Below are 21,316 nucleotides of genomic sequence, written 5' to 3'. Positions count from 1 at the left end.
ACGCGCCGGCAGGGCGGCCGATGCCCCCGCCTCCGCCTCCGCCTCCGCCTCCGTCCCCGTCCCCGTCCCCGTCTCCGTCTCCGTCTCCGTCTCCGTCTCCGGGACAGGACGCCTGCCGAAGCTGTGCGCAACGCCTCACTGCCGCCTCACCGCCATTGACCTCTTGATTCGCAGCAACTGACGGAGACGCCGGACCGGTTGGCCCTCCGTCCGGCCTGAACATCCAGCGATTGAGCTGGAGCAGTTGAGCTCCCTCAAGCCGTCCGCTTGCGCGACGCCGTCTTCTTCGCCGTGCTCTTCGTCTCCGCCGCCTTCTTCGCCCCCTGGGTCGCCTTGGACGCCGTCTTGGAGGCGGCCTTGGACGTCGACTTGCGAGCCGGTTCCGGCTTCTTCGCAGTCGTCGTCTTCTTCGCCGTGGCCGTCGACTTCTTGCCCCCCGCCGCCTTGGGCGCGGCCCTGCGCGTGAGGGGTCTGACCTCGGCCTCGCCCGCGGCGGGCGCCTCACCGCGGGATGCGCGGGCCGCCCGCACGCTGTTCTCCAGTGCGGCCATCAGGTCCAGCACCTTGCCCGCGGCGGCCGGGGCCGGGGCCTCCGGTGGGGCCTCGCCGGAGGCCTTCGCGGCGATGACCTCCTCCAGGGCCTCCTGGTACTCGTCGTGGAGGTCTTCGAGGTCGACCTCGCCGAGAGTGTCCATCAGGGCGTCGGCGAGGTCGAGTTCCTTGTCGCGGATGGTGACGTGGGTGTCGGGGGCGACGCCCTCGGGGGCGCGGACCTCGTCGGGCCAGAGCAGGCCGTGCATGGCGATGGCGTCGCCGACGACCCGGAGCATGCCGAGGCGTTCGCGGCCGCGCAGGGCGTACTTCGCGATGGCCACCTTGTTGCTGCGTTTGAGGGCCTCGCGGAGCAGGGTGTACGGCTTGGCCGCGGGCGCCCCGCCGGCGGCCAGGTAGTACGCCGCGCCCATCTGGAGCGGGTCGATCCGGTCGGCCGGTACGAAGGCCACGATCTCGATGGTGCGGGCGGTCGGGATCGGCAGGTGGGAGAGGTCGTCGTCGGTGATCGGGATCATCGTGCCGTCCGCGTCCTCGTACGCCTTGCCGATCTCGGCCTGGCTGACCTCGCGGTCCTCCAGTTCGCACACCTTGCGGTAGCGGATGCGGCCGTTGTCCTCGGTGTGGATCTGGCGGAAGGAGATCGCATGGCTCTCCGTGGCGTTCACCAGCTTGATCGGGATGCTGACGAGCCCGAAGGAGATGGCCCCGTTCCAGATGGATCGCACGTGCCGCACCCTTCCTCTACCGGAGCCGGCGGATACGGCTGATCTCCCGGATCAGTCAGATCTGCCGGTCGATCTGCCGGATCTGGCCGATCCGAGCGATCTGTCGAATCCGCCGGTTACAGCGCTTACTACCGTTTGTCTGGGATTGTCATCGTATGACGCCTATCACAGAGGTGGAGGGGCGGCGGCTCGCGCTCAGCAACCTGGAGAAGGTGCTGTATCCGGAGACCGGCTTCACCAAGGCGGAGCTGGTCCACTACTACGCGACCAGCGCCGATGTGCTGCTGCCGCACCTGCGCGACCGGGCCGTGTCCTTCCTGCGCTATCCGGACGGTCCGCAGGGGCAGCTGTTCTTCACGAAGAACGTTCCGCCCGGTACGCCCGAGTGGGTCACCACCGCGAAGGTGCCGCGGTCCTCGGCGGACAGCCCGGCCCGGATGGTCGTCCTGCAGGATCTGGCGAGCCTGGTCTGGGCGGCGAATCTGGTCGCGGAGTTCCACACCCATCAGTGGCTGGTCCAGACCCCGCACGAGGCCGACCGGCTGGTCTTCGACCTCGACCCGGGCGCGCCCGCGACCGTCGTCCACTGCTGCGAGGTGGCCCTGTGGCTGCGTGAGCGGCTCGCGGCGGACGGCATCGAGGCGTACCCGAAGACGGCCGGGTCGAAGGGGCTGCATCTGCTGGCGTCGGTCCGGGGCTCGTCCTCCGAGCGGACGAGCGAGTACGCGAAGGCGCTCGCCGTGGAGGCCGAGCGGGCGATGCCGCGGCTGGTAATGCACCGGATGACGAAGAGCCTGAGACCGGGGAAGGTGTTCGTCGACTGGAGCCAGAACGCGGCCCGCAAGACCACGGCCACCCCGTACACGCTGCGCGCCCGCCGGGCCCCGCTGGTGTCCGCGCCGGTGACCTGGGACGAGGTCGCCGACTGCCGCGACCCGGCACAGCTGGAGTTCCGGGCGGAGGACATCGCGCCGCGGCTGCAGGACCTCGGGGACCTGATGGCACCCATGCTGGACCCGGAAAGGGCGGCCCCGCTCCCGCTCGCCTGAGTTACACCCTCCCCCACGTGTTCCGGTCCCGCGCCATCCCGTGCAGCGCCTCCACGTCCGCCGGCTTGAGCACCCCGCCGAACCGGGCCAGGCCCGCCAGCTCGCTGTCCTGGAGGATGCGTACCGAGCGCGGCGGAACGGTCACCGTCAGCTCGGCCGGGCCCGCGAGGGCCAGGACCGGGCGGACCTCGGCGGTCAGGGCGTAGGAGGCCCGGTCGGCGACGGACCGCAGCCGGCGCAGCAGCGGCTCGGCGTCGCGGCGGCCCACGGTGACCATCGGGTCGGCGATCAGGACCCGGGACTTGCGGGCGTACAGGGCGTGGACGGCGAACAGGCCGCCGGGGCCGAGGAGCAGATGGTGGATGCGGTCGCCGCCGGGCAGGGCGATGGAGTGCAGGGTGTGCCAGCCGGCCCCCTCCAGGCCGTCCAGGACCGTGCCGACGGCCTCCTCGGCGGCCAGGGCGCGGCGGCGCGGGTCGGGGCGCAGCCAGCGGACGGGGCCGGGGTCGCGGTCGAGGGCGACGAGCAGGGCCTCGCCGGGGCGGTTGGGTGCCAGGTCGTCGTCGGGGTGCAGGGTCAGCCGGGCGAGTTCCGCGGGGGTGGGCACGGGTGGCGGGCCCACGGTCACCGGGCCGGTCAGGAACGGCTTCAGGGCTTCCAGTACGTCGTCCCTGCTGTCCTCAGCGAGCAGGTTGACCCGGCCTGTCTCACGGTCGTACCAGGCGGCGTTGCTTCCGTCCGGGCGGCAGACGTACAGCCGTTCCCGGCCGTGCCGATAGGCCGGCACCACGCGCAGTGCGCTCATGCGCCATCACCCCTCGACCATGGGAACAGGCGGGGTGCTCTTGGGGCAAGACCGGTTACCGTGGAGGACAGCCCTGCGAGGGGAGTTGGGGAGGCGCCGTTGCGGATCCGCGGAAAGCAGCCCGACGTACCGGCTCCGGAGAGCGCCTGGGACGAGATCGTGCCGGGCCTGTGGATGGGCGGGCACGAGTTCCGGGGCCGCTCGGGACGGACGGAGCTCGCCGTCGTACGCGACGAGTTCGATGTGGTGCAGACGCTGCTGCGGCTGCCGGGGTACGGCCCCGATCCGGGGGTCGAGCACCATGTGTGGCCGATACCGGACGGCCCGCTGGACGGGACGCAGCTCGCCGGGGTGATCCGGCTGGCGCGGGCGGCGAACGAGGCGCTGGACGCCGGGCGCCGGGTGCTCGTGCGCTGCTACCACGGGTACAACCGCTCGGGCCTGGTCGTCGCGCACGCGCTGGTGCAGCGGGGGCATGCCGCGCCGGACGAGGTGATCCAGCTGATCCGGGCCCGGCGCTCGGCGTGGGCGCTGCACAACAAGCTGTTCGTGGAGTACCTGCGCGCGGGCCTGTCGACGGTGCGGCTGCTGGAGGAGCTGGCCGAGTAGCCTCTCTCCCAGCGCCCGGCCCCCTACGGGAGCAAAAAGGACTTACGTACGACTTACATAAGAATTTTCCTCGTCTACGAATAAGGTGTACGGGGCCACGACCGACCCCGACGCCCCAGGAGCACCGTGCCAGCCCGCCGTCCCGCGCGCACCGCCCTCACCGCTGCCGCCGTCGCCCTGCTGTCGGCGACGGCGGTGGCCTGCGGGGACACCGGCGGGCTGCGGGGCGCGGGCGCCACCCCGACCGCCGTCAGCCCCGCCAAGCTCTGGCCGGACCTGCGCCCGGCGTCCAGCCCCGCCTACCCCTACGACGTGGCCACCAGGGAGGTCGTCAAGGGCATCACCGTCCCCGGCGACGACATCCGCGAGGTGGACCCGGTGGACGTGGTCGAGGCCGAGGTCAAGGCGCATCCGGACGACTACGGGTCCAAGGGGGCGTACCACGCGACGGTGGACCGGCTGAAGGACTGCCGGGCGGGCGGCGACCGGGCCCGCTGCCCGCTGCTGAAGCCGTACTACCGGGATCTCACCGGCGACGGCCGGGACGACATGACCCTGGGCTTCCGGCTCTACCCGACCAACCAGACGGGCGTGCGGGTCTACACCGTGGAGAAGCACAGGCTGGTGCAGGTGCTGTCCGACAACGACGCGATCATCGGCGTGGAGCTGGCCGGGCGGGCGCTGATCGAGCGCTCGCCGGCCGACATCTCCGGCTACGAGTACCGCACGACCTGGATGTGGGACCCGGGGCAGCGCGCGATGGTGTTCTCCCGCGACGAGTACCTGCACACCGGTAAGGGTCGGCACGCCAAGAAGCCCGCGCCCTCGTCCTCTGCCTCGCCGTCCGCCTCCCCCGCCGCACTCCCCTCCGCCGCCGCCTCCGCGAGCGCGCGATGAGGCTCGCGCTCCCCCGCTGGGCGGGGCCGCTCGCGGTGAAGGCGGCCGCGTTCATCACGGTGATGTGCTGTGCGCTGGCCGCGCTGCTCGGCGTCCTGGTGCACGTCTCGGTGACCAACCAGACCGTCGGCCAGGCCCGCGGCACGGCCCTGTCCCGCCTCGCGGACGCCACCGAGGCGTACGAGGCCGGCGACTCGCTGCTGCCGAACGCCGGGGTCGACCCCGCGGGACTGCCCGCGCCGCTGCGGGTGCTCGCGGCGGCCGGCGAGCGCGGCACCATGGTCTCCCAGCACGACGGCCACCCGACCATGTGGGCGGCGGGCCCGGTGGCCGGGCACCGGGCGCTCGCCGTGGCCGTCGACTACGCGCAGCAGTCCCGCACCATCGCCGGGCTCGACCGGTCCATCCTGTGGTCGTCGGCGCTCGCGATCGGGGCGACGGTGCTGGTCGGCGTGTTCGCGGTGACCCGGGTGACCCGTCGGCTGCACGGCACCGCCCGGGTGGCCCGGCGGATCAGCGCGGGCGACCTGGACGCGCGTGTCGACGACCCCCGTACGAAGGACCCGTCCCGCCCGCAGGACGAGGTGGCCGCGGTGGCGGCGGCGCTGGACTCCATGGCGTCGAGCCTGCAGAGCAAGCTGCTGAGCGAGCAGCGGTTCACCGCCGACGTGGCACACGAGCTGCGCACCCCGCTGACCGGGCTGCACGCGGCGGCGGAGCTGCTGCCGCCGGGCCGGCCGACGGAGCTGGTGCGGGACCGGGTGGCGGCGCTGCGCACCCTCACCGAGGACCTGCTGGAGATCTCCCGGCTGGACACCGGGCGGGAGAAGCCGGCGGTGGACACCGAGGAGCTGGGGGCGCTGGCCCGGCGAGTGGTGCGCGCCTCGGGCACCGACACCGAGGTGCGCGTCCTGGTGGACGCGCGGGTGGAGACCGATCGGCGGCGGCTGGAGCGGGTGCTGGGGAACCTGGTGGCGAACGCGCACAAGCACGGGGCACCGCCGGTGGTTGTGACGGTGAACGGCGCTGTGGTGACCGTACGGGACCACGGGGACGGGTATCCGGAGTATCTGGTGGCGCACGGGCCGCAGCGGTTCCGTACGGAGGGCGGGGCCACCGGGCACGGGCTGGGGCTGACCATTGCCGTGGGGCAGGCGGAGGTCCTGGGGGCGCGGTTGTTCTTCGCGAACGCGGTGGGCGGTGGGGCCGTCGCCACGTTGATCCTGCCCGCGGTCGGGGGGCGGTGAGGCGCCCCCACGCCACGCTGGCGCCGGCGGGCATAGCACACAAGACGTCCCGTTTAGGTAGGTTCCGGGCATGACCAAGGCCGGAACCACCGTGGCGGCGGCGCAGGCTCCCGCACCCGTCGCACGCCTCCCCCGGCGCCGTGGCATCGAACTCGCCCTGATCGTGCTGGCCGTGCTGCTGTCCGTGTACGGCTACTGCGCGGTGGGTGTGGCCCGGACCGGTACCGTGCCGCCCGGCGCCGTCGCCTACGGCGCGGGGCTCGGCGGGCTCGCGCTGCTGGCGCATCTCGCGGTGCGTGTCCGGGCGCCGTACGCCGACCCGCTGTTCCTGCCGATCGCCGTGCTGCTCAACGGGCTCGGGCTGATCCTGATCTACCGGCTGGACCTGGAGACCCCGCACAACCAGGCCGCTCCCGCCCAGCTCGTGTGGTCCACGCTCGGGGTCGGGCTGTTCATCGCCGTCGTGCTGGTGCTGCGCGACCACCGCTCGCTGCAGCGGTACGCGTACGTGTGCGTGGCCGCCGCGCTCGGGCTGCTCGCGCTGCCGATCCTGTTCCCGGCGGTCAACGGCGCCCGGATCTGGATCCGGATCGCCGGATTCTCCATCCAGCCGGGCGAGTTCGCGAAGGTGCTGCTCGCGGTGTTCTACGCCGCCTACCTGGCCGCCAACCGCAACGCGCTCGCGTACACGGGCCGCCGGCTGTGGCGGCTGCAGTTCCCGACCGGGCGGGTGCTCGGGCCGATCGTGACGATCTGGCTGCTGAGCGTCGGAGTGCTCGTCCTGGAGCGGGACCTCGGCACCTCGCTGCTGTTCTTCGGGCTGTTCGTGGTGCTGCTGTACGTCGCCACGGGGCGGACGGGCTGGACCGCGGTCGGCCTGCTGCTCGCCGTCCTCGGCGCGGTGGCCGTCGGCCGGATCGAGCCGCACGTCAACCAACGGATCGAGGACTGGCTGCATCCCTTCGCCACCATCGAGGCAGGGCTGGGACCGAACCAGCTCTCCCAGTCGCTGTTCGCCTTCGCCGCCGGCGGACTGCTCGGCACCGGGCTCGGGCTCGGCCACTCCGTCCTCATCGGCTTCGCCGCCAAGTCGGACTTCATCCTGGCCACGGCGGGCGAGGAGTTGGGCCTCGCGGGACTCGCGGCGATCTTCCTGCTGTACGCGCTGCTGGTGGAGCGCGGCTACCGGGCGGGCCTCGCCCTGCGCGAGCCCTTCGGCCGGCTGCTCGCGGTCGGGCTCGCCTCGATCCTCGCGCTGCAGGTGTTCGTGATCGCGGGCGGGGTCACCGGGCTGATCCCGCTGACCGGCATGGCGATGCCGTTCCTCGCCCAGGGCGGCTCCTCGGTGGTCACCAACTGGGCGATCGTGGCCCTGCTGATCCGGGTGAGCGACTCGGCGCGCAGCCAGTACGACGGGCGGGAGGCGGCGTGAGCGACTACGGCGACGGGCGGCCGATGGGACGCTACATCCGGCACGCCTGCGCGTTCTGCGCGCTGCTGCTGGCGGCGCTGCTGGTCAACGCGGCCCGGGTGCAGGTGGTGCAGTCCCGGGTCTACGACGACAACCCGGCCAACCGGCGCGCCGAGATCGCCCGTTACGGCCGGCCGCGCGGCGACATCCTGGTCGGCGGCGAGCCCGTCACCGGCTCCGTGGACACCGGCGAGCAGCTGCGCTACGAACGCACCTACAAGGACGGCCCGTTGTACGCGCCGGTCACCGGTTTCGCCTCGCAGTCGTACGGCACCACGTTCCTGGAGCACGCCGGGGACGGGGTGCTCTCCGGCACGGATCCGGCGCTGTCGCCGCTGCCGCTGTGGAACGACGTGACGCGCCGGCTCGCTCCGGCCGGGAACGTCGTGACCACGCTGAACCAGGTCGCGCAGGAGGCGGCCTACCGGGGGCTGGCCGGGCGCAAGGGCGCGGTGGCCGCGATCGAGCCGGCCACGGGCCGCGTCCTGGCGCTGGTGTCGAGTCCGTCGTACGACCCCGGGGTGCTGTCCGGCAACGGCGAGGCGGTCGCCTCGGCGTGGTCGCGGCTCAACTACGACCCGGAGAAGCCGATGCTCAACCGGGCGGTACGGCAGACCTATCCGCCGGGGTCGACGTTCAAGGTGGTCACCGCGGCGGCGGCGCTGGACGCGGGCCTGGTCACCGACCTGGACGCGCGCACCGACTCCCCGGACCCCTACCAACTGCCCGGCGCCACGAACCGGCTCACCAACGAGGCCGACGACTGCCAGGACGCCTCGCTGCGGTCGGCCTTCGAGTGGTCCTGCAACACGGTGTTCGCCAAGCTGGGCGTGGACGTCGGGGTGCGGAACATGGTGGCCACGGCGCGGGCGTTCGGGTTCAACGACAGCGGGCTGCGGATCCCCTTCTCCGTGGTGCCCAGCACCTTCGACCCGCACGTGGACCGGGCGCAGCTGGCGCTGTCCTCGATCGGGCAGTACAACACGCGGGCCACGCCCCTGCAGATGGCGATGGTCGCGGCGGCCGTAGCGGACCGCGGGCAGCTGCGGACGCCGTACCTGGTGGAGCGGACGAGCCGGCGCGGCGGCGAGACGCTCACCGGGAGCGGGGCGCACCCGGCGCGGCAGGTGATCAACCCCGCGACGGCCGAACGCCTGAAGGAGCTGATGGCCGATGTGGTCCGGGAGGGCACCGGAACCCAGGCGGCCATCCCCGGCGCCCTGGTCGGCGGCAAGACCGGCACCGCGCAGCACGGGGTCGGCAACTCCGGTGTGCCGTACGCCTGGTTCGTCTCCTGGGCGCAGGCCGACAACTCCCTGGACCCGCAGGTGGCGGTCGCGGTGGTGGTGGAGGACGCCTCGGCGAACCGGGGCGAGATCAGCGGCGGCGGCGACGCGGCGCCGATCGCGCGGGACGTGATGCGGGCGGTCCTCGGCCGGTGAGCACCGGCCGCACCACGTCCTGAGGGGCGCCCGGCGGTCAGCCGATCGGCTTGACCGCCTCGGAGCGGACCTGGAGGGTGTTCCTCGCGGCCGCCTCCAAGTCGATGTCCGACGGGCTCTGCGAGGCGAGCGGCGTGTTCACGGTGGCGACCGTGGCGCCCGTGTTGCCGTCCGCCCAGGCGCACATGGGAACGGTGAACTTCGTGCCCATCTGCTCCTGCGTCACCACCTCGCAGCTGATGCTCACGCCGCCGAGCTCGAAGTCCTTCGCGGGGACGGCGACCTTGGCGTTGGCGCCCTGGGCGGCGCCCTTCATCATGTTCCTGCGGGCCGCGTCGGTGTTCTTGAACCGGCCGTACATGCCCGAGACCACCAGGGTGCCCTTGCTCGCGTCGCCGCCCACGTCGTAGGTGCCGACCACGCCGTGGAGGTCCTTGGCGTCCCAGGCCCCGTGGGCCTCGTCCTCGATCTTCTTGCCCTCGGAGTCGGAGAGGTCCTGGGCGAGCCGGTACTTCCCGTCGAGCAGCGTCTTGGGCAGGGTGAGCTTGTTCTTCGCCTCGGGGAAGCCGCTCTCCACCGCCATCCCGATCAGCGCGAGCACCACGACGATCGCCACGACGACGCCGCCCACGATCCCGAGGATCAGCCCGATCCGCCGCTTCTTCGGCAGCGGGGCCATGGGCGGCGCGCCCCAGCCCGGGTACGGCTGCTGGGCGTAGGGCTGCTGGGGCGGGTACGGCTGCTGCTGCGGCGGATACGGGGAGCCGTACGGGCCGGGGGCGGCCTGCGGGGGCGGGGCGTACGGGTTCGGCGGCTGCTGGGGGCCGTTGGGGTACGGCTAGCCGTTCGGGTACGGCTGCTGCGGTGGCGGAGGCATGGACACGCCCGCACGCTACTGCACGCGAGTGAACACCCCGGCGGCCGCCCGGGGCTGTGCCGCGCCGGTCCTCCGCCGCCTCGGCCGTTCGCCGCGCCGGTCCTGCGCCGCCTCGGCCGTTCGCCGCCTCGGTCGTTCGCAGCCTCAGCCCTCCGCCGCGTCAGGCCTGCGCCACCTCGGGGCGCTCACCGCCTCAGCCCTCCGCCACGCCAGTCCCCCGCCGCCTCGGTCGTTCGCCGTCTCAGTCCTCCGCCGCGCCCGACTCGATCGCCTCCCGGACCTCGGCGATCCGCTCCTGCTCCTCGGCGGCGAAGCGCTGCGCGTCCAGTCGCTCGGCCAGTTCCTCGTCCTGGGCCATCAGCAGATCCAGGTTGGCGTCCCCCATCTCCAGCACGCCCATGTCCACATAGGCCTGCTGGAGCCGCTTGCCCCACAGCCCGATGTCCTTGACGCAGGGCACGATCCGGCTGAACAGCAGCTTGCGGAACAGTTGGAGGAACTCGGAGCGCTCGCTCAGCTCCTCCGCCTCGGCCTTGGGGATGCCGAAGTTCTCCAGGACCTCCACGCCCCGGAGCCGGTCGCGCATCAGATAGCAGCCCTCGATGACGAACTCCTCGCGCTCGCGCAGTTCGGCGTCGGTGAGCTGCTTGTAGTAGTCCCTGAGCGCCAGCCGGCCGAAGGCCACGTGCCGGGCCTCGTCCTGCATGACGTAGGTCAGGATCTGCTTGGGCAGCGGCTTGTCGGTGGTGTCCCGGATCATCCCGAACGCGGCCAGCGCCAGACCCTCGATGAGGACCTGCATGCCCAGGTAGGGCATGTCCCAGCGGCTGTCCCGGAGCGTGTCGCCGAGCAGGGACTGCAGATTGTCGTTGATCGGGTAGACGAGCCCCATCTTCTCGTGCAGGAACCGGCCATAGATCTCGGCGTGCCGGGCCTCGTCCATGGTCTGGGTCGCGGAGTAGAACTTGGCGTCCAGGTCCGGCACCGACTCCACGATCCGCGCCGCGCAGATCATCGCGCCCTGCTCGCCGTGCAGGAACTGGCTGAACTGCCAGGAGGCGTAGTGCCGCCGCAGCTCGCCCTTGTCCTTCTCCGTCATCTTGTCCCAGTACCTGGTGCCGTACAGGGACATGGCCTCCTCGGGCGTGCCGAGCGCGTCGTACGGGTCGACCTCCAGGTCCCAGTCGATGCGCTGCTGCCCGTCCCACTGCTTGTCCTTGCCCTTCTGGTACAGGGCGAGCAGCCGTTCGCGGCCGTCGTCGTACTCCCAGCTGAACCGGGCGACGCCGCTCGCGGGCACCCGCCAGAGGGGGTCACCGGGGTCGTTGGCGTACAGGTCATGGGTCGGCATACCCCGCAGGCTCACACGTAGACGCGAAGTCAACAAGTCACGTGCAAGGGATTGACGGCCTTGCTGACAGGCAGTCTCATAAGAGTCAGGACGATGTACCCCCCGGTAACGAGGTGAGGGAGCCATGACGACCCTGACGGAAGCGGACGCGCTGGACGGTCTGCGCGATGCGCTCGGCCTGCTCAAGGACCGGGAGCAGGTGGCCGAACGGCTGCTCGTCTCCTCCGCCAAGCACTCCTTCGACCCGGACAAGGAGCTGGACTGGGACGCGCCCTTCGAGGAGGGCAAGTGGTTCTGGCCGCCGGAGCTGGTCTCGCTCTACGACACGCCGATGTGGCGGCGGATGAGCGAGGAGCAGCGGATCCTGCTCTCCCAGCACGAGGCGGCGGCGCTGGCCTCGCTCGGCATCTGGTTCGAGATCATCCTGATGCAGCTGCTGGTCCGGCACATCTACGACAAGGCGGCGACGAGCGCGCACGTGCGCTACGCGCTGACCGAGATCGAGGACGAGTGCCGGCACTCCAAGATGTTCGCGCGCCTGATCTCGCACGGCGGCACGCCCTGGTACCCGGTGAGCAAGGTCCACCAGAACCTCGGCCGCCTGTTCAAGACCATCTCCACGACCCCGGGTTCCTTCACCGCCACACTGCTCGGCGAGGAGGTCCTCGACTGGATGCAGCGGCTGACGTTCCCCGACGAGCGGGTCCAGCCCCTCATCCGTGGCGTCACCCGCATCCACGTGGTCGAGGAGGCCCGGCACGTCCGGTACGCCCGTGAGGAGCTGCGGCGCCAGATGGTGACGGCGCCCAAGTGGTCCCAGGAGTTCACCCGGATCACCTCGGGCGAGTTCGCCCGCGTCTTCTCGGTCGCCTTCGTGAACCCCGAGGTCTACACGAACGTGGGCCTGGACAAGCGGGAGGCGATGGCCCAGGTGAAGGCCAGCGGGCATCGGCGCGAGGTGATGCAGACGGGAGCGAAGCGCTTGACGGACTTCCTGGACGACATCGGGGTGCTGCGGGGGGCGGGGCGGCGGCTGTGGAGGTCGTCCGGCCTCCTGGCGTAGGCGGGCGTGCCGGCCCGAGGGGCGCGGGGCTGCAGCGGCATGCGGCTCCACCGCGTGCGCGCGACCAGCCGCAACGGACCGGCGGACGACGGACGGCCTCCGAGCGGAGCGATTACGCTGACGGCCATGACCCCGTCCGCCGCCACCCCCGCCTACCGCCGCCTCAGCGTCGAGGAGCGGCGAAGCCAGCTGCTCGCCGCCGCCCTGAGCCTCTTCGCTCACCGCGCCCCCGAGGACGTGTCGCTGGACGACGTGGCGGAGGCCGCCGGAGTGTCGCGCCCGCTGGTGTACCGGTACTTCCCTGGCGGCAAGCAGCAGCTGTACGAGGCCGCGCTGCGCTCGGCCGCCGAAGAGCTCCGGCTGTGCTTCGACGAGCCGCGCGAGGGACCCCTGCTGCCCCGTCTGTCCCGCGCCCTGGACCGCTATCTGAGCTTCGTCGACGAGCACGACACCGGCTTCAGCGCGCTGCTCCAGGGCGGCAGCGTGGTGGAGACCTCGCGGACGACCGCCATCGTGGACGGGGTGCGCCGGGCCGCCGCCGAGCACATCTACAGCCACCTCGGCGTCACCGAGCCCGGCCCCCGGCTGCGCATGACCGTCCGGACGTGGATCACGGCGGTGGAGGCGGCCTCCCTGATCTGGCTCGACGAGGACAAGCAGCCCCCGGTGGAGGAGCTGCGCACCTGGCTGGTGGAGCAGTTCATGGCCGTACTCACGGTCACCGCGGCCCGGGACCCGCAGACGGCCGCCGTCGTCGGCGCGCTCGGCGAGGATGGCCGAGACTGAAGCCGTGAAGAGCCAGATCACCCCCTTCGAGGGCGGCCCCATGGACGGGCGCGTGCTGCCGGTCATGGTCGGGCCCACCGGGCACCCCCCGAAGACGTACCGCATCCCCGTCCCGGACCCGGCCGGCGGCCCGCCCACCGTGCTGGTCTACCGGCGCGTGCCGCGCGGACACAGCAGGCGGCTGGGCCTGATCCAGGGGTGGAAGTACCAGTACGACCCGGACGACACCTCCGGCGGCAGGCTCCGGTGGCCCTGGTCGAAGCCCGCCGTCGCACCGCCCCGCGAGCCGGGCGACACGAACGGGTGACAGGCGTGCGCCGAACCGCGCACGCCGGGAGCGCGCCCCGCACGGATACATCCGATAATCGCGGTCCGATAGGAGGCGACCAGCCCGCCCGCCGGGAATCCCTCCCCGCACCCGAGGTGATGACGTGTCAGGAATGGTTCTGCGCCTGGCCTGTACGACCGCGCTGGCGGCCCAGGCCGTCCTCGTGCCCGCACCGGCCGCGGCCGCACCGGACCCGCAGCGGCCCGGTGCGGGACCGCAGCGGACCGTTTCCCAGCTGCTGACGGACCTTCAGCAGCTGTACCGCCAAGCCGAGAAGGCCACCGAGACCTACAACGCCACCGCCGAGAAACTGAAGCGGCAGCGCGCCGCGGTGGCCCGCCTCGACGGCGAACTGGCCCGCACCCGCCTCGCCCTGCAGGACAGCCGGACCGACGTCGGCCGGCTGGCCCGCCGGCAGTACCAGAGCAGCGACGACAGCCTGGGCCCGTACGTCCGCCTGCTCCTCGCGCCCGATCCGCAGCACGCGCTGGACGAGGGCCATGTCATCGGCGAGCTGGCCCGCGCGCAGGCCCGTACGGTGACCCGGCTGACCGCCACGGAGAAGCAGCGCGACATCCTGGCGCGGCTGGCCCGCAAGGCCCTGGACACCCGGCTCACCCTCGCCGAACAGCAGCAGAAGCAGCGCGACGACGTGCGGAAGAAGCTGGCCGACGTGGAACGCCTGCTGGCCTCCCTCACCCCCGCCCAGCTGGCCGCGGTCGCCGCGCTGGAACAGCGGGGCGTCACCGAGGCCCAGCAGAAGCTCGCCACCTCCGGCTCCCTGCCCGCGGGCCGGCTCGCCTCCCCCGAGGGCGCCCTCGCGGTCCGCTACGCCATGGACCAGCTCGGCAAGCCGTACCAGTGGGGCGCGCAGGGCCCGGGCGCCTACGACTGCTCGGGCCTCACCTCCCAGGCCTGGGGGCACGCGGGCCGGTCCATCCCGCGGACGAGCCAGGAGCAGTGGCAGCGGCTGAGGAGGATCCCGCTGAGCGAGCTGCGGCCGGGGGACCTGGTGGTGTACTTCCCGGAGGCGACCCACGTGGCGATGTACGTGGGCGACGGCAAGGTCGTGGAGGCACCGAGACCGGGCGCGAGCGTCGAGGTGTCACCTCTGGCCTCGAACCCGGTCCTCGGTGCCGTACGTCCGGATCAGGCCCCGGTCACCGAGGCCAGGTAGGCGGCCGTCTTCTCGGGCTCGTAGAAGAAGTTCTCGAAGTCGGACGGGTCGTTGAACGCGTTGGCGAAGCGGTCGGCCACCGGCTGGAGCTGGCCGGCCGCGCCGATGAGGTTCAGGATGTGCTCCGGCGGCGGCATGAGCATCGCGTTCGTCCACTTGGTGACGTGCTGCGCGGTGTTCCAGTACCGGTCGAACGTGGCCTGCATCCACTCCTCGTCGAACGGCTTCTCACCCTGCTCCAGGATCGACTCGAGGTACGCGGCCGCGCACTTGGCGGCCGAGTTGGAGCCCTGGCCGGTGATCGGGTCGTTGGCCACGACGACGTCCGCGACGCCCAGGACCAGACCGCCGCCGGGCAGCCGGCCGATGGGGTTGCGGACCGTCGGGGCGTAGCGGCCGGCCAGGGTGCCGCCCGCGTCGGTCAGTTCGACCTTGGTCGCCCGCGCGTACTCCCAGGGCGTGAACTTCTCCATGAGTTCCAGGGTCAGGGAGAGGTGCTCCGCCGGGTCCTTGACGCCGTTGAAGACGTCGAGCGGACCGCCGGGTATGCCCTCCCAGAACAGGATGTCGGCGCGGCCGGAGGTGGTGAACGTCGGCATGATGAACAGCTCGCCGACCCCGGGGACCAGGTTGCAGCGGACCGCGTCGAACTCCGGGTGCTCCGGGCGCGGGCCCAGGCCGTGGACGTACGCCACGGCCAGCGCGCGCTGCGGCTCGCTGTACGGGGAGCTCTCCGGGTCGCGGGCGAACATCGACACCAGCTCGCCCTTGCCGGCCGCGACCAGGACGAGGTCGTAGGTACGGGAGAAGTAGTCGAGGTCGCCGACCGCCGCGCCGTGGATGACCAGCTGGCCGCCGCGCTGGGCGAAGGTCTCCATCCAGCCGGCCATCTTCACCCGCTGGTCGACCGACTGCGCGTACCCGTCGAGCCTGCCCACCCAGTCGATCGCCCGCTGCGTGGGGCCCGGGTCGTGCGAGCCGGGGGCCGCGACCGAGACGCCGAGTCCTTCGATCTTCGGGGCCTGGGACTCCCAGAAGTTCAACTTCAGATCGCGCTCGTGCTGCAGTGCCGTGTGGAACATGCACTGCGTCGACATGACCCGGCCGGTGCGGATCTCGTCCGCGGTCCGGTTCGACATCAGGGTGACCTCGTAGCCGTGCGACTGCAGGCCGAGGGCGAGCTGGAGACCGGACTGGCCGGCTCCGACGACGAGTATCTTCCGCATGCGGGTGGGGACTCCTAACGGGTACTGCTCGGGGACTACTCGGGGGTTTCGTCCAGCGCGTGGCCGACCAGGGACAGCAGTGTCTCGATGACCGAGATGCGGCGCCGCGCATCCATGATCATGACAGGGACGTGCGGGGGGATCGTCAGCGCCTCCCGTACGTCCTCCGGCTCGAACAGCTCGCTGCCGTCGAAGTGGTTGACCGCGACGACGTACGGCAGCCCGCAGCTCTCGAAGTAGTCCAGCGCCGGGAAACAGTCCTTCAGCCGGCGCGTGTCGGCCATGACGACCGCGCCGATCGCGCCGCGCACCAGGTCGTCCCACATGAACCAGAACCGCTGCTGGCCCGGCGTGCCGAACAGGTAGAGCACCAGGTCGTCGTCGAGCGTGATGCGGCCGAAGTCCATGGCCACGGTGGTGGTGAGCTTGCCCGGGGTGGCGGTGAGGTCGTCGGTCTCCTCGCTCGCCTCGGTCATCAGCGCCTCGGTCTGCAGGGGCGTGATCTCCGAGACGGCGGTGACCAGGGTGGTCTTGCCGACACCGAAGCCTCCCGCCACGACTATCTTCGTGGCGATGGGGGCCCGGGTGCGGTCCGTCTGCCAGGACCTCAGGTCCTCGTCGGGCTCGGTGAATCCGGCGACGAGGGGAGCGCCTCCGACGGCGGAGGCGGCGGCGTCAGAGACGGCGGAGTCCACTCAGCACCCTTTCCAGCAGAGCGCGGTCCGGTCGGCCGGTGCCGTGACCGGTCCCGGTGCCGTACACACGGATCTTTCCCTGGTCCGCGAGGTCGCTCAGGAGCACGCGGACCACGCCGAGCGGCATCTTCAGCAGCGCGGCTATCTCGGCCACCGTGCGCATACGGCGGCACAGTTCGACGATGGCCTGCATCTCCGGCATGACCCGGGTGGTGAGGGAACCATTCGTCAGTTCCTTGCGCTCCTCCGGGGCCTCCAGCGCCGCCACGAACGTCTCCACGAGGAGGACGTGGCCGAAGCGGGTACGGCCGCCGGTGAGCGAGTAGGGGCGGACGCGGGCGGGTTTGCGTTCCCCGCCGCGCACGGGGAGTTTCTTCGCGCTGCCGCTCATCGGGCGCTCCCCGCCGACTCGGACTCCAGGGACTTGCGCAACTCGCTGCGCAGTTCCGGAGTGAGCACGTGGCCGGCGCGGCCGACGAACAGCGCCATGTGGTACGCCACCACGCTCATGTCGCACTCGGCGGAACCGTGCACGCCGAGCAGCGAGCCGTCGCTGATCGACATCACGAACAGGCTGCCCTCCTCCATCGCGATCATCGTGTGCTTGACGCCGCCGAAGTCCATCAGCTTCGCGGCGCCGACCGTGAGGCTGCCGATGCCGGAGACGATGGTGGCCAGGTCGGCGGAGGAGCCGCGGGGCCCCTTCGCCGGGCGGGTCCGACGGGACTGCTCGGTGTGGCCCGGGTCGGACGAGAGGAGCAGCAGGCCGTCCGAGGAGACCACGGCGACCGACTCGATGCCGGGGACTTCCTCCACCAGGTTGGTCAGCAGCCAGTGCAGGTTGCGGGCTTCACTGCTCAGTCCGTAGGTACTGGGCGCGGTCAACTGCTTGCCTCCTCGGCTGTGCCCCCCGTGGCTGTTTCGGTACGTGTTGCGAGCTCTGCCTCTACGTCGCGGTAGCCGGCCTGGGCGCCCTGGCGGAAGCCGCCGAGCCTTCTGCGGAGGGCTTCTGCGTCGACGCTCGCGGTGCGCTGGCGGGGTGGGGCGGCGGGTGCGGTGATCTTGGGTGTGCGCTTGGGGAGGCCCTTGCTGGTGAGCCGTTCCTCCGCCTCGTCCTCGGCTTCGGCGGATGCGTGCCCACCCGCACCGGCCGTGCCGCTCTCGTCGTCGGGTGCCGGTGGCCCCTGCGGGGCGCGTCCGCCGTCGGCGGCCGCCGGGTCCGTGGGGTCCGCCGTGAGGTCCGGGAGCAGCAGTTCCATCGTCGACTCGGCGAACGTCTCCGCCGGAGCCTTCGGGCGGGCCTCCGCGTCCTGGAAGGCCGGGGCGGCCTGCTCGTGGACGGCATGCTCCACCCGGTCACCGGCCGCGCCCCGCTCGGCCCCGAAGGCCTCCCGCACGGCGTCCTGGGCCGAACCCCCGAAGGCGCCCTCGGTCTCGGTGGCCGGTCCCGTGGAGGCGGTTTCCTCGGCGAGGGTGCCGAAGGCGGTCGTGGTCTCGCCTGCGGGGGCCGTCGAGGTGGCCGGAAGCGTCGGCTCCGGTGGAGTGTCGGTCTCGGCGGCCGGGCCGTTGGCGGTGGCCGCCCCCCGGACCGCCTGTTCCGCCAGGGCGACCAGTGGGTCGGCGTTCTTGGCGCGGCCATGGAGGACGTTGGAGTTGACCTCGGCGTCGGCGCCGGGGAGGGAGAAGGTGCCCGTGGTGCTCGGGGACGAGGTCTGCGGGGGCAGGGCGGTGGGCGGGGCCTCGGTGAGGAGCGTGGCCGGCAGGACGACGACCGTCGCGATGCCGCCCTGCTTCTGCTCGCGCAGCTGCACCCGGACGCCGTGCCGGTGGGCGAGGCGGGCGACGACGTACAGGCCGAGGCCGAGGCCGGTGTCGCCCTCGCTGTCGTAGTGGCTCTCGGGGTCGAACTCGGCCAGGCGGGTGTTGAGGCGGACCAGGCGGTCGGCCGCCATGCCGATGCCCTCGTCCTGGACGGAGAGCATGACCTCGCCGCTCTCCAGCAGCCAGCCGGAGACCTCGACGGGCAGGTCCGGCGGGGAGAACGACGTGGCGTTCTCCATCAGCTCGGCCAGCAGGTGGGAGAGGTCGTCCGCCGCGTAGCCCGCCACGTGCGCGTGCGGGGGCAGGGCCGCGATGCGGACCCGCTCGTAGCGCTCGATCTCGCTGACGCCCGCCCGGACCACGTCGACCAGCGGGACCGGGCCGTGGTGCTGCTGGACGTGCTCGGCGCCGGCCAGGACCAGGAGGTTCTCGCTGTGGCGGCGCATGACCGTGGCGAAGTGGTCGAGCTTGAAGAGCGTGGCGAGGCGGTCCGGGTCCTGTTCGCGTTCCTCCAGGCCCTCGATGACCGCGAGCTGGCGTTCGACCAGGCCGAGGGTGCGCAGGGCCAGGTTGACGAACGTGCCGCCGATGCTGGTGCGCAGCCGCTCCAGCTGGGCGGCGGACTCGGCGAGTTCGGCGCGCAGCTCCTCGCGGGCGTCGGCCATCTTCTGGCGCTGGCCGACCAGGTGCTTGCGGTCCGTCTCCAGCGTGGCCACGCGCTCGTGCAGGGCCGCCGCGTGCGCGTGCAGGGCGTTGACCGAGCGGACGACCTGGGCGAACTCGTCGTTGCGGCCGGTGAAGGCGATGGGCTCCTGGGTCGCCGGGTCCGCGGACTGGGCCAGGCGGGCCGAGCCGCGGCGCAGCACCGACAGCGGGCGGGTCAGGGTGCGGGCCATGGCCGTGGCGAGGCCCACGGCCACCAGCATCAGCGCGCCTAGTACGGCGATGCGGATCTCCAGTGCCGTGACGTCGTCGTCGCGGAGCTTCGCCAGGTTCTTGGTGCGGTGGTCGTAGAGGGCCGATTCCGCGCCGCGCATCAGGTCGACGCGGGCGGACAGGGCCGCGTCCAGCTTCTTGGTGCTGGTGGTCAGCTCGCTGTCGGCCAGCGTCGGCTGGTCGGTGAGCGTGGCGAGGTACTTCTCCGCCGAGTTGACCTCGGGGCCGGTGACCGTGGAGTCGTAGGAGTCGACGGCCGTCTTGGGGGCGGTCGCGCGGAAGTCGGCGAGGGCGGCGTCGGCGCGCAGCCGGGCCTGCTGGGCGGCCGCGGTCAGCTGGTCGCGCTGTTTGCGGTCGGCCTCGGAGGTGGTGGAGGTCGTGGTGGGCAGGCCGGTGACGGGGCTGATCACCGTCCGGGTGGAGGACGGCACGTTCAGCGCGGCGAGCAGCAGGCCGCGGGCGGCGGCGGACTGCTGGACGGCGGTGTCCAGCTCGGCGAGCGCGTGGGCGCCGGAGCCGGCCCGCGGGGGCGTTTGGTCGGCGAGCTGCTCGGCGAGCCGGTGCAGTTCGTCGATGGCGGCGGAGTACGCCTGGTGGGTCTGGAGGGCCGTGCTCTTGCCGGTGAGGGCGGCCCGGCGGACGGCGGCGATGCCGTCGAGGTCGCCGCGCAGGCTCGCCGGGGTGTCCTCCTCGGCGCGCAGGTCCTCGACCTGCCGGTCGACGCGGGCGCTGCGGTCCTCGGAGGGGGCCTTCGCCCGGGGGCGCCCCGCGGCGATGTAGGAGGTGACCTCCTCGCGCTCGTCGGCGAGGGAGTTCGCCAGGGCGAGGGCGTCCTGGGTGCGGGCGGCCAGCGTCACCAGGTCCTGGGAGTCGCCGACGTCCTGGGACGCGGTGAGGACGGCGGGCGCGCCGGCTCCCGCGACGGCGGCGGCCACCACGGCGACCGCGACGATCAGCCGGGTGCGCACATGGGTGGCGCGGCCTGTGCCCACGGGGTTCTGCGGTTCGGCCCCCGTGGGGGCCGTCTGCCTGCCTGTGCGCCGAGGCCGCTTCATCTGCACCGGTGCTCGCATTCCTGAACTCGACTAGCCAAGGACCCGGGTGGCACTTCGTCATCGTGGTGCCAAGTGGTGCGTAGTGGTGCGTACACCCGGTTCGTACGGTTCCCGACCCTCCCAGCGCCGGTGGGCAGGGGTCGCGCATCACCTGACCCGCCACCCGAAGGAGTGAACATCGGAGGGGAGTTGGCGGGCAAGTTCCCGTGGCGCGTGCGGTGCCCCTGTACGGCACGCCGGTTGGACGAGCGGGGCAGGCTTTGACAGTATTCGCCACCACGCCTTCCCGGAGTGGAGCATTCCACCCCAAACCAGGCGCCTGACCTGCGGGGTCGTGTCAATTCCACAGCACTTGCCAGCCTTTGGCGAATCCTGTGAAGAGCTCGTGCAGACTGGCTGAATGCGAACCGATCTCGTTTCGGAACCCGGCGACGTGAACCGACCCAACGAGGACTTCGCCGGTGTCGGACTTCCCGCCTCCGGACAGGGGGGTTGTGTGATCGTCCTGGACGGGGTGACTCCCCCACGGGGTGAGACGGGGTGTCTGCATTCCGTCCCCTGGTTCACCGCCCGGCTGGGCGGCGCGCTGACCGAACTGACCGTTTCGCGCGGAGATCTGACGCTCCCGGAGATTCTGTCGCGGGCGATCGGCCGCACCGCCGAGGCCCACGCCCGAACCTGTGAGCTTTCTCACCCGCGCACTCCCCAGGCGACCGTCGCCCTGGCCCGGTGGTCCGCCGGGACCGTCGAGTACCTGGTGCTGTCCGACTCCGCGCTGCTGCTGCAGGGCACCGACGGGACGGTCACCCCGGTCCTCGACGACCGGCTCGCCCGGCTGCCGCGCTCCGCGCTCGCCACGGACGCCCTGGTGGACGCCACCCTGCGCAACAAGGAGGGCGGTTTCTTCACGGCCGCCGCCGATCCCTCGGTCGCGGCCCGCGCGGTCGCCGGCACGGTGCCCCGGGACGAGGTCCGCGCCCTGGCCGCGCTGACGGACGGCGCGACCCGCTGGACGGAGAAGTTCCAGGAGGGCGACTGGCAGGCCCTGTTCGAGCTGGTCGCCAAGGAGGGCGCCCGGTCGCTGGTGGACCGGGTACGCGAGCTGGAGACGGCGGACCGCGAGGAACGGGCGTTCCTGGGGCGGAGCAAGACACACGACGACGCGACGGCGGTGTACGCAGAACTCTGAGCCCCCACCGCC

The 21,316-nt window shown here is 72.2% G+C and carries 20 protein-coding genes; 11 read left to right on the top strand and 9 right to left on the bottom strand.

What is annotated here, in order from left to right; translation table 11 throughout:
- Positions 1–254: 254 nt before the first annotated feature.
- Positions 255–1,280, bottom strand: coding sequence for a Ku protein (locus tag ACIBJF_RS09960; RefSeq protein ID WP_399173193.1), 1,026 nt, complete (start codon positions 1,278–1,280; stop codon positions 255–257).
- A 155-nt stretch (positions 1,281–1,435) separates the two neighbouring features.
- Here ACIBJF_RS09960 and ligD point away from each other — a divergent pair, with 155 nt between their 5' ends.
- Positions 1,436–2,329, top strand: a complete 894-nt coding sequence (gene ligD / locus ACIBJF_RS09955) for a non-homologous end-joining DNA ligase (protein ID WP_399173192.1) — start codon at positions 1,436–1,438, stop codon at positions 2,327–2,329.
- A 1-nt stretch (position 2,330) separates the two neighbouring features.
- On the opposite strand, the gene ACIBJF_RS09950 is transcribed toward ligD, so the two are convergent.
- Entirely contained in the window at positions 2,331–3,134 is an 804-nt protein-coding gene (locus tag ACIBJF_RS09950) for an NERD domain-containing protein (RefSeq protein WP_399173191.1), read from the bottom strand.
- 99 nt (positions 3,135–3,233) lie between these two features.
- Here ACIBJF_RS09950 and ACIBJF_RS09945 point away from each other — a divergent pair, with 99 nt between their 5' ends.
- From ACIBJF_RS09945 to ACIBJF_RS09925, 5 genes are all read left to right on the top strand, one after another.
- On the top strand, positions 3,234–3,743 hold the full coding sequence (locus tag ACIBJF_RS09945; RefSeq protein WP_351799723.1) for a protein phosphatase: 510 nt from the start codon (positions 3,234–3,236) through the stop codon (positions 3,741–3,743).
- A gap of 126 nt (positions 3,744–3,869) precedes the next feature.
- Positions 3,870–4,640, top strand: a complete 771-nt coding sequence (locus tag ACIBJF_RS09940; protein ID WP_399173190.1) for a hypothetical protein — start codon at positions 3,870–3,872, stop codon at positions 4,638–4,640.
- Entirely contained in the window at positions 4,637–5,887 is a 1,251-nt protein-coding gene (locus ACIBJF_RS09935; protein ID WP_399173189.1) for an ATP-binding protein, read from the top strand. The genes ACIBJF_RS09940 and ACIBJF_RS09935 overlap by 4 nt, the downstream gene beginning before the upstream one ends.
- A 70-nt stretch (positions 5,888–5,957) precedes the next feature.
- Complete coding sequence (locus tag ACIBJF_RS09930) at positions 5,958–7,319, top strand: FtsW/RodA/SpoVE family cell cycle protein (protein WP_399173188.1); 1,362 nt, start codon at positions 5,958–5,960, stop codon at positions 7,317–7,319.
- A gap of 23 nt (positions 7,320–7,342) precedes the next feature.
- The gene (locus ACIBJF_RS09925) at positions 7,343–8,800 is read left to right on the top strand and encodes a penicillin-binding transpeptidase domain-containing protein (protein WP_399173245.1); all 1,458 of its coding nucleotides are present in this window, start codon (positions 7,343–7,345) and stop codon (positions 8,798–8,800) included.
- Positions 8,801–8,837: 37 nt separating this feature from the next.
- Here the strand turns inward: ACIBJF_RS09925 and ACIBJF_RS09920 are convergent, their stop codons facing one another.
- Entirely contained in the window at positions 8,838–9,479 is a 642-nt protein-coding gene (locus ACIBJF_RS09920; protein ID WP_399173187.1) for a hypothetical protein, read from the bottom strand.
- 439 nt (positions 9,480–9,918) lie between these two features.
- The gene (locus ACIBJF_RS09915) at positions 9,919–11,028 is read right to left on the bottom strand and encodes a ferritin-like domain-containing protein (protein ID WP_399173186.1); all 1,110 of its coding nucleotides are present in this window, start codon (positions 11,026–11,028) and stop codon (positions 9,919–9,921) included.
- A 124-nt stretch (positions 11,029–11,152) separates the two neighbouring features.
- Here ACIBJF_RS09915 and ACIBJF_RS09910 point away from each other — a divergent pair, with 124 nt between their 5' ends.
- The 4 genes from ACIBJF_RS09910 (at position 11,153) to ACIBJF_RS09895 (ending at position 14,382) form a co-directional block, all read left to right on the top strand.
- The gene (locus ACIBJF_RS09910) at positions 11,153–12,091 is read left to right on the top strand and encodes a diiron oxygenase (RefSeq protein ID WP_399173185.1); all 939 of its coding nucleotides are present in this window, start codon (positions 11,153–11,155) and stop codon (positions 12,089–12,091) included.
- A 126-nt stretch (positions 12,092–12,217) separates the two neighbouring features.
- A complete protein-coding gene (locus ACIBJF_RS09905) occupies positions 12,218–12,877 on the top strand; it encodes a TetR/AcrR family transcriptional regulator (protein ID WP_399173184.1) in 660 nt (219 codons plus the stop codon).
- Between the two features lie 4 nt (positions 12,878–12,881).
- On the top strand, positions 12,882–13,184 hold the full coding sequence (locus ACIBJF_RS09900) for a hypothetical protein (protein WP_399173183.1): 303 nt from the start codon (positions 12,882–12,884) through the stop codon (positions 13,182–13,184).
- 124 nt (positions 13,185–13,308) lie between these two features.
- The gene (locus tag ACIBJF_RS09895; RefSeq protein WP_399173182.1) at positions 13,309–14,382 is read left to right on the top strand and encodes an NlpC/P60 family protein; all 1,074 of its coding nucleotides are present in this window, start codon (positions 13,309–13,311) and stop codon (positions 14,380–14,382) included.
- On the opposite strand, the gene ACIBJF_RS09890 is transcribed toward ACIBJF_RS09895, so the two are convergent.
- From ACIBJF_RS09890 to ACIBJF_RS09870, 5 genes are read right to left on the bottom strand one after another with little or no spacing between them, the layout of a single operon-like run.
- The gene (locus ACIBJF_RS09890) at positions 14,355–15,608 is read right to left on the bottom strand and encodes a styrene monooxygenase/indole monooxygenase family protein (RefSeq protein ID WP_399173180.1); all 1,254 of its coding nucleotides are present in this window, start codon (positions 15,606–15,608) and stop codon (positions 14,355–14,357) included. The two genes, ACIBJF_RS09895 and ACIBJF_RS09890, sit on opposite strands and share 28 nt — an antisense overlap.
- Positions 15,609–15,643: 35 nt before the next feature.
- Positions 15,644–16,303: a GTP-binding protein gene (locus ACIBJF_RS09885; protein WP_399173179.1), complete on the bottom strand. Its 660-nt coding sequence runs from the start codon at positions 16,301–16,303 to the stop codon at positions 15,644–15,646.
- On the bottom strand, positions 16,284–16,694 hold the full coding sequence (locus ACIBJF_RS09880; RefSeq protein WP_399173178.1) for a DUF742 domain-containing protein: 411 nt from the start codon (positions 16,692–16,694) through the stop codon (positions 16,284–16,286). Before ACIBJF_RS09880 ends, ACIBJF_RS09885 begins: the two co-directional genes overlap by 20 nt.
- Positions 16,691–17,188: a roadblock/LC7 domain-containing protein gene (locus ACIBJF_RS09875; RefSeq protein ID WP_356315036.1), complete on the bottom strand. Its 498-nt coding sequence runs from the start codon at positions 17,186–17,188 to the stop codon at positions 16,691–16,693. The genes ACIBJF_RS09880 and ACIBJF_RS09875 overlap by 4 nt, the downstream gene beginning before the upstream one ends.
- Positions 17,185–20,115 carry a nitrate- and nitrite sensing domain-containing protein gene (locus ACIBJF_RS09870; RefSeq protein WP_399173244.1) on the bottom strand — a complete coding sequence of 977 codons (2,931 nt, stop codon included), beginning with the start codon at positions 20,113–20,115 and terminating at the stop codon, positions 17,185–17,187. Before ACIBJF_RS09870 ends, ACIBJF_RS09875 begins: the two co-directional genes overlap by 4 nt.
- 400 nt (positions 20,116–20,515) lie before the next feature.
- Here ACIBJF_RS09870 and ACIBJF_RS09865 point away from each other — a divergent pair, with 400 nt between their 5' ends.
- On the top strand, positions 20,516–21,304 hold the full coding sequence (locus tag ACIBJF_RS09865; RefSeq protein ID WP_399173177.1) for a protein phosphatase 2C domain-containing protein: 789 nt from the start codon (positions 20,516–20,518) through the stop codon (positions 21,302–21,304).
- The last annotated feature ends 12 nt before the right edge of the window (positions 21,305–21,316 follow it).

The organism is Streptomyces sp. NPDC050743 (assembly GCF_044456925.1).
Taxonomy (GTDB): domain Bacteria; phylum Actinomycetota; class Actinomycetes; order Streptomycetales; family Streptomycetaceae; genus Streptomyces.
The sequence above is the reverse complement of the archived record's forward strand: the minus strand, read 5'-3'. Positions and strand labels throughout refer to the sequence as shown.

Bases quoted from the DNA above. Each gene is read 5' to 3' on its own strand.
- ACIBJF_RS09880 (WP_399173178.1), bottom strand. From the start codon at position 16,694: ATGAGCGGCAGCGCGAAGAAACTCCCCGTGCGCGGCGGGGAACGCAAA.
- ACIBJF_RS09910 (WP_399173185.1), top strand. From the start codon at position 11,153: ATGACGACCCTGACGGAAGCGGACGCGCTGGACGGTCTGCGCGATGCG.
- ACIBJF_RS09870 (WP_399173244.1), bottom strand. From the start codon at position 20,115: ATGAAGCGGCCTCGGCGCACAGGCAGGCAGACGGCCCCCACGGGGGCC.
- ACIBJF_RS09865 (WP_399173177.1), top strand. From the start codon at position 20,516: ATGCGAACCGATCTCGTTTCGGAACCCGGCGACGTGAACCGACCCAAC.
- ACIBJF_RS09950 (WP_399173191.1), bottom strand. From the start codon at position 3,134: ATGAGCGCACTGCGCGTGGTGCCGGCCTATCGGCACGGCCGGGAACGG.
- ACIBJF_RS09905 (WP_399173184.1), top strand. From the start codon at position 12,218: ATGACCCCGTCCGCCGCCACCCCCGCCTACCGCCGCCTCAGCGTCGAG.
- ACIBJF_RS09930 (WP_399173188.1), top strand. From the start codon at position 5,958: ATGACCAAGGCCGGAACCACCGTGGCGGCGGCGCAGGCTCCCGCACCC.
- ACIBJF_RS09925 (WP_399173245.1), top strand. From the start codon at position 7,343: ATGGGACGCTACATCCGGCACGCCTGCGCGTTCTGCGCGCTGCTGCTG.
- ligD (WP_399173192.1), top strand. From the start codon at position 1,436: ATGACGCCTATCACAGAGGTGGAGGGGCGGCGGCTCGCGCTCAGCAAC.
- ACIBJF_RS09915 (WP_399173186.1), bottom strand. From the start codon at position 11,028: ATGCCGACCCATGACCTGTACGCCAACGACCCCGGTGACCCCCTCTGG.
- ACIBJF_RS09890 (WP_399173180.1), bottom strand. From the start codon at position 15,608: ATGCGGAAGATACTCGTCGTCGGAGCCGGCCAGTCCGGTCTCCAGCTC.
- ACIBJF_RS09935 (WP_399173189.1), top strand. From the start codon at position 4,637: ATGAGGCTCGCGCTCCCCCGCTGGGCGGGGCCGCTCGCGGTGAAGGCG.
- ACIBJF_RS09920 (WP_399173187.1), bottom strand. From the start codon at position 9,479: ATGGCCCCGCTGCCGAAGAAGCGGCGGATCGGGCTGATCCTCGGGATC.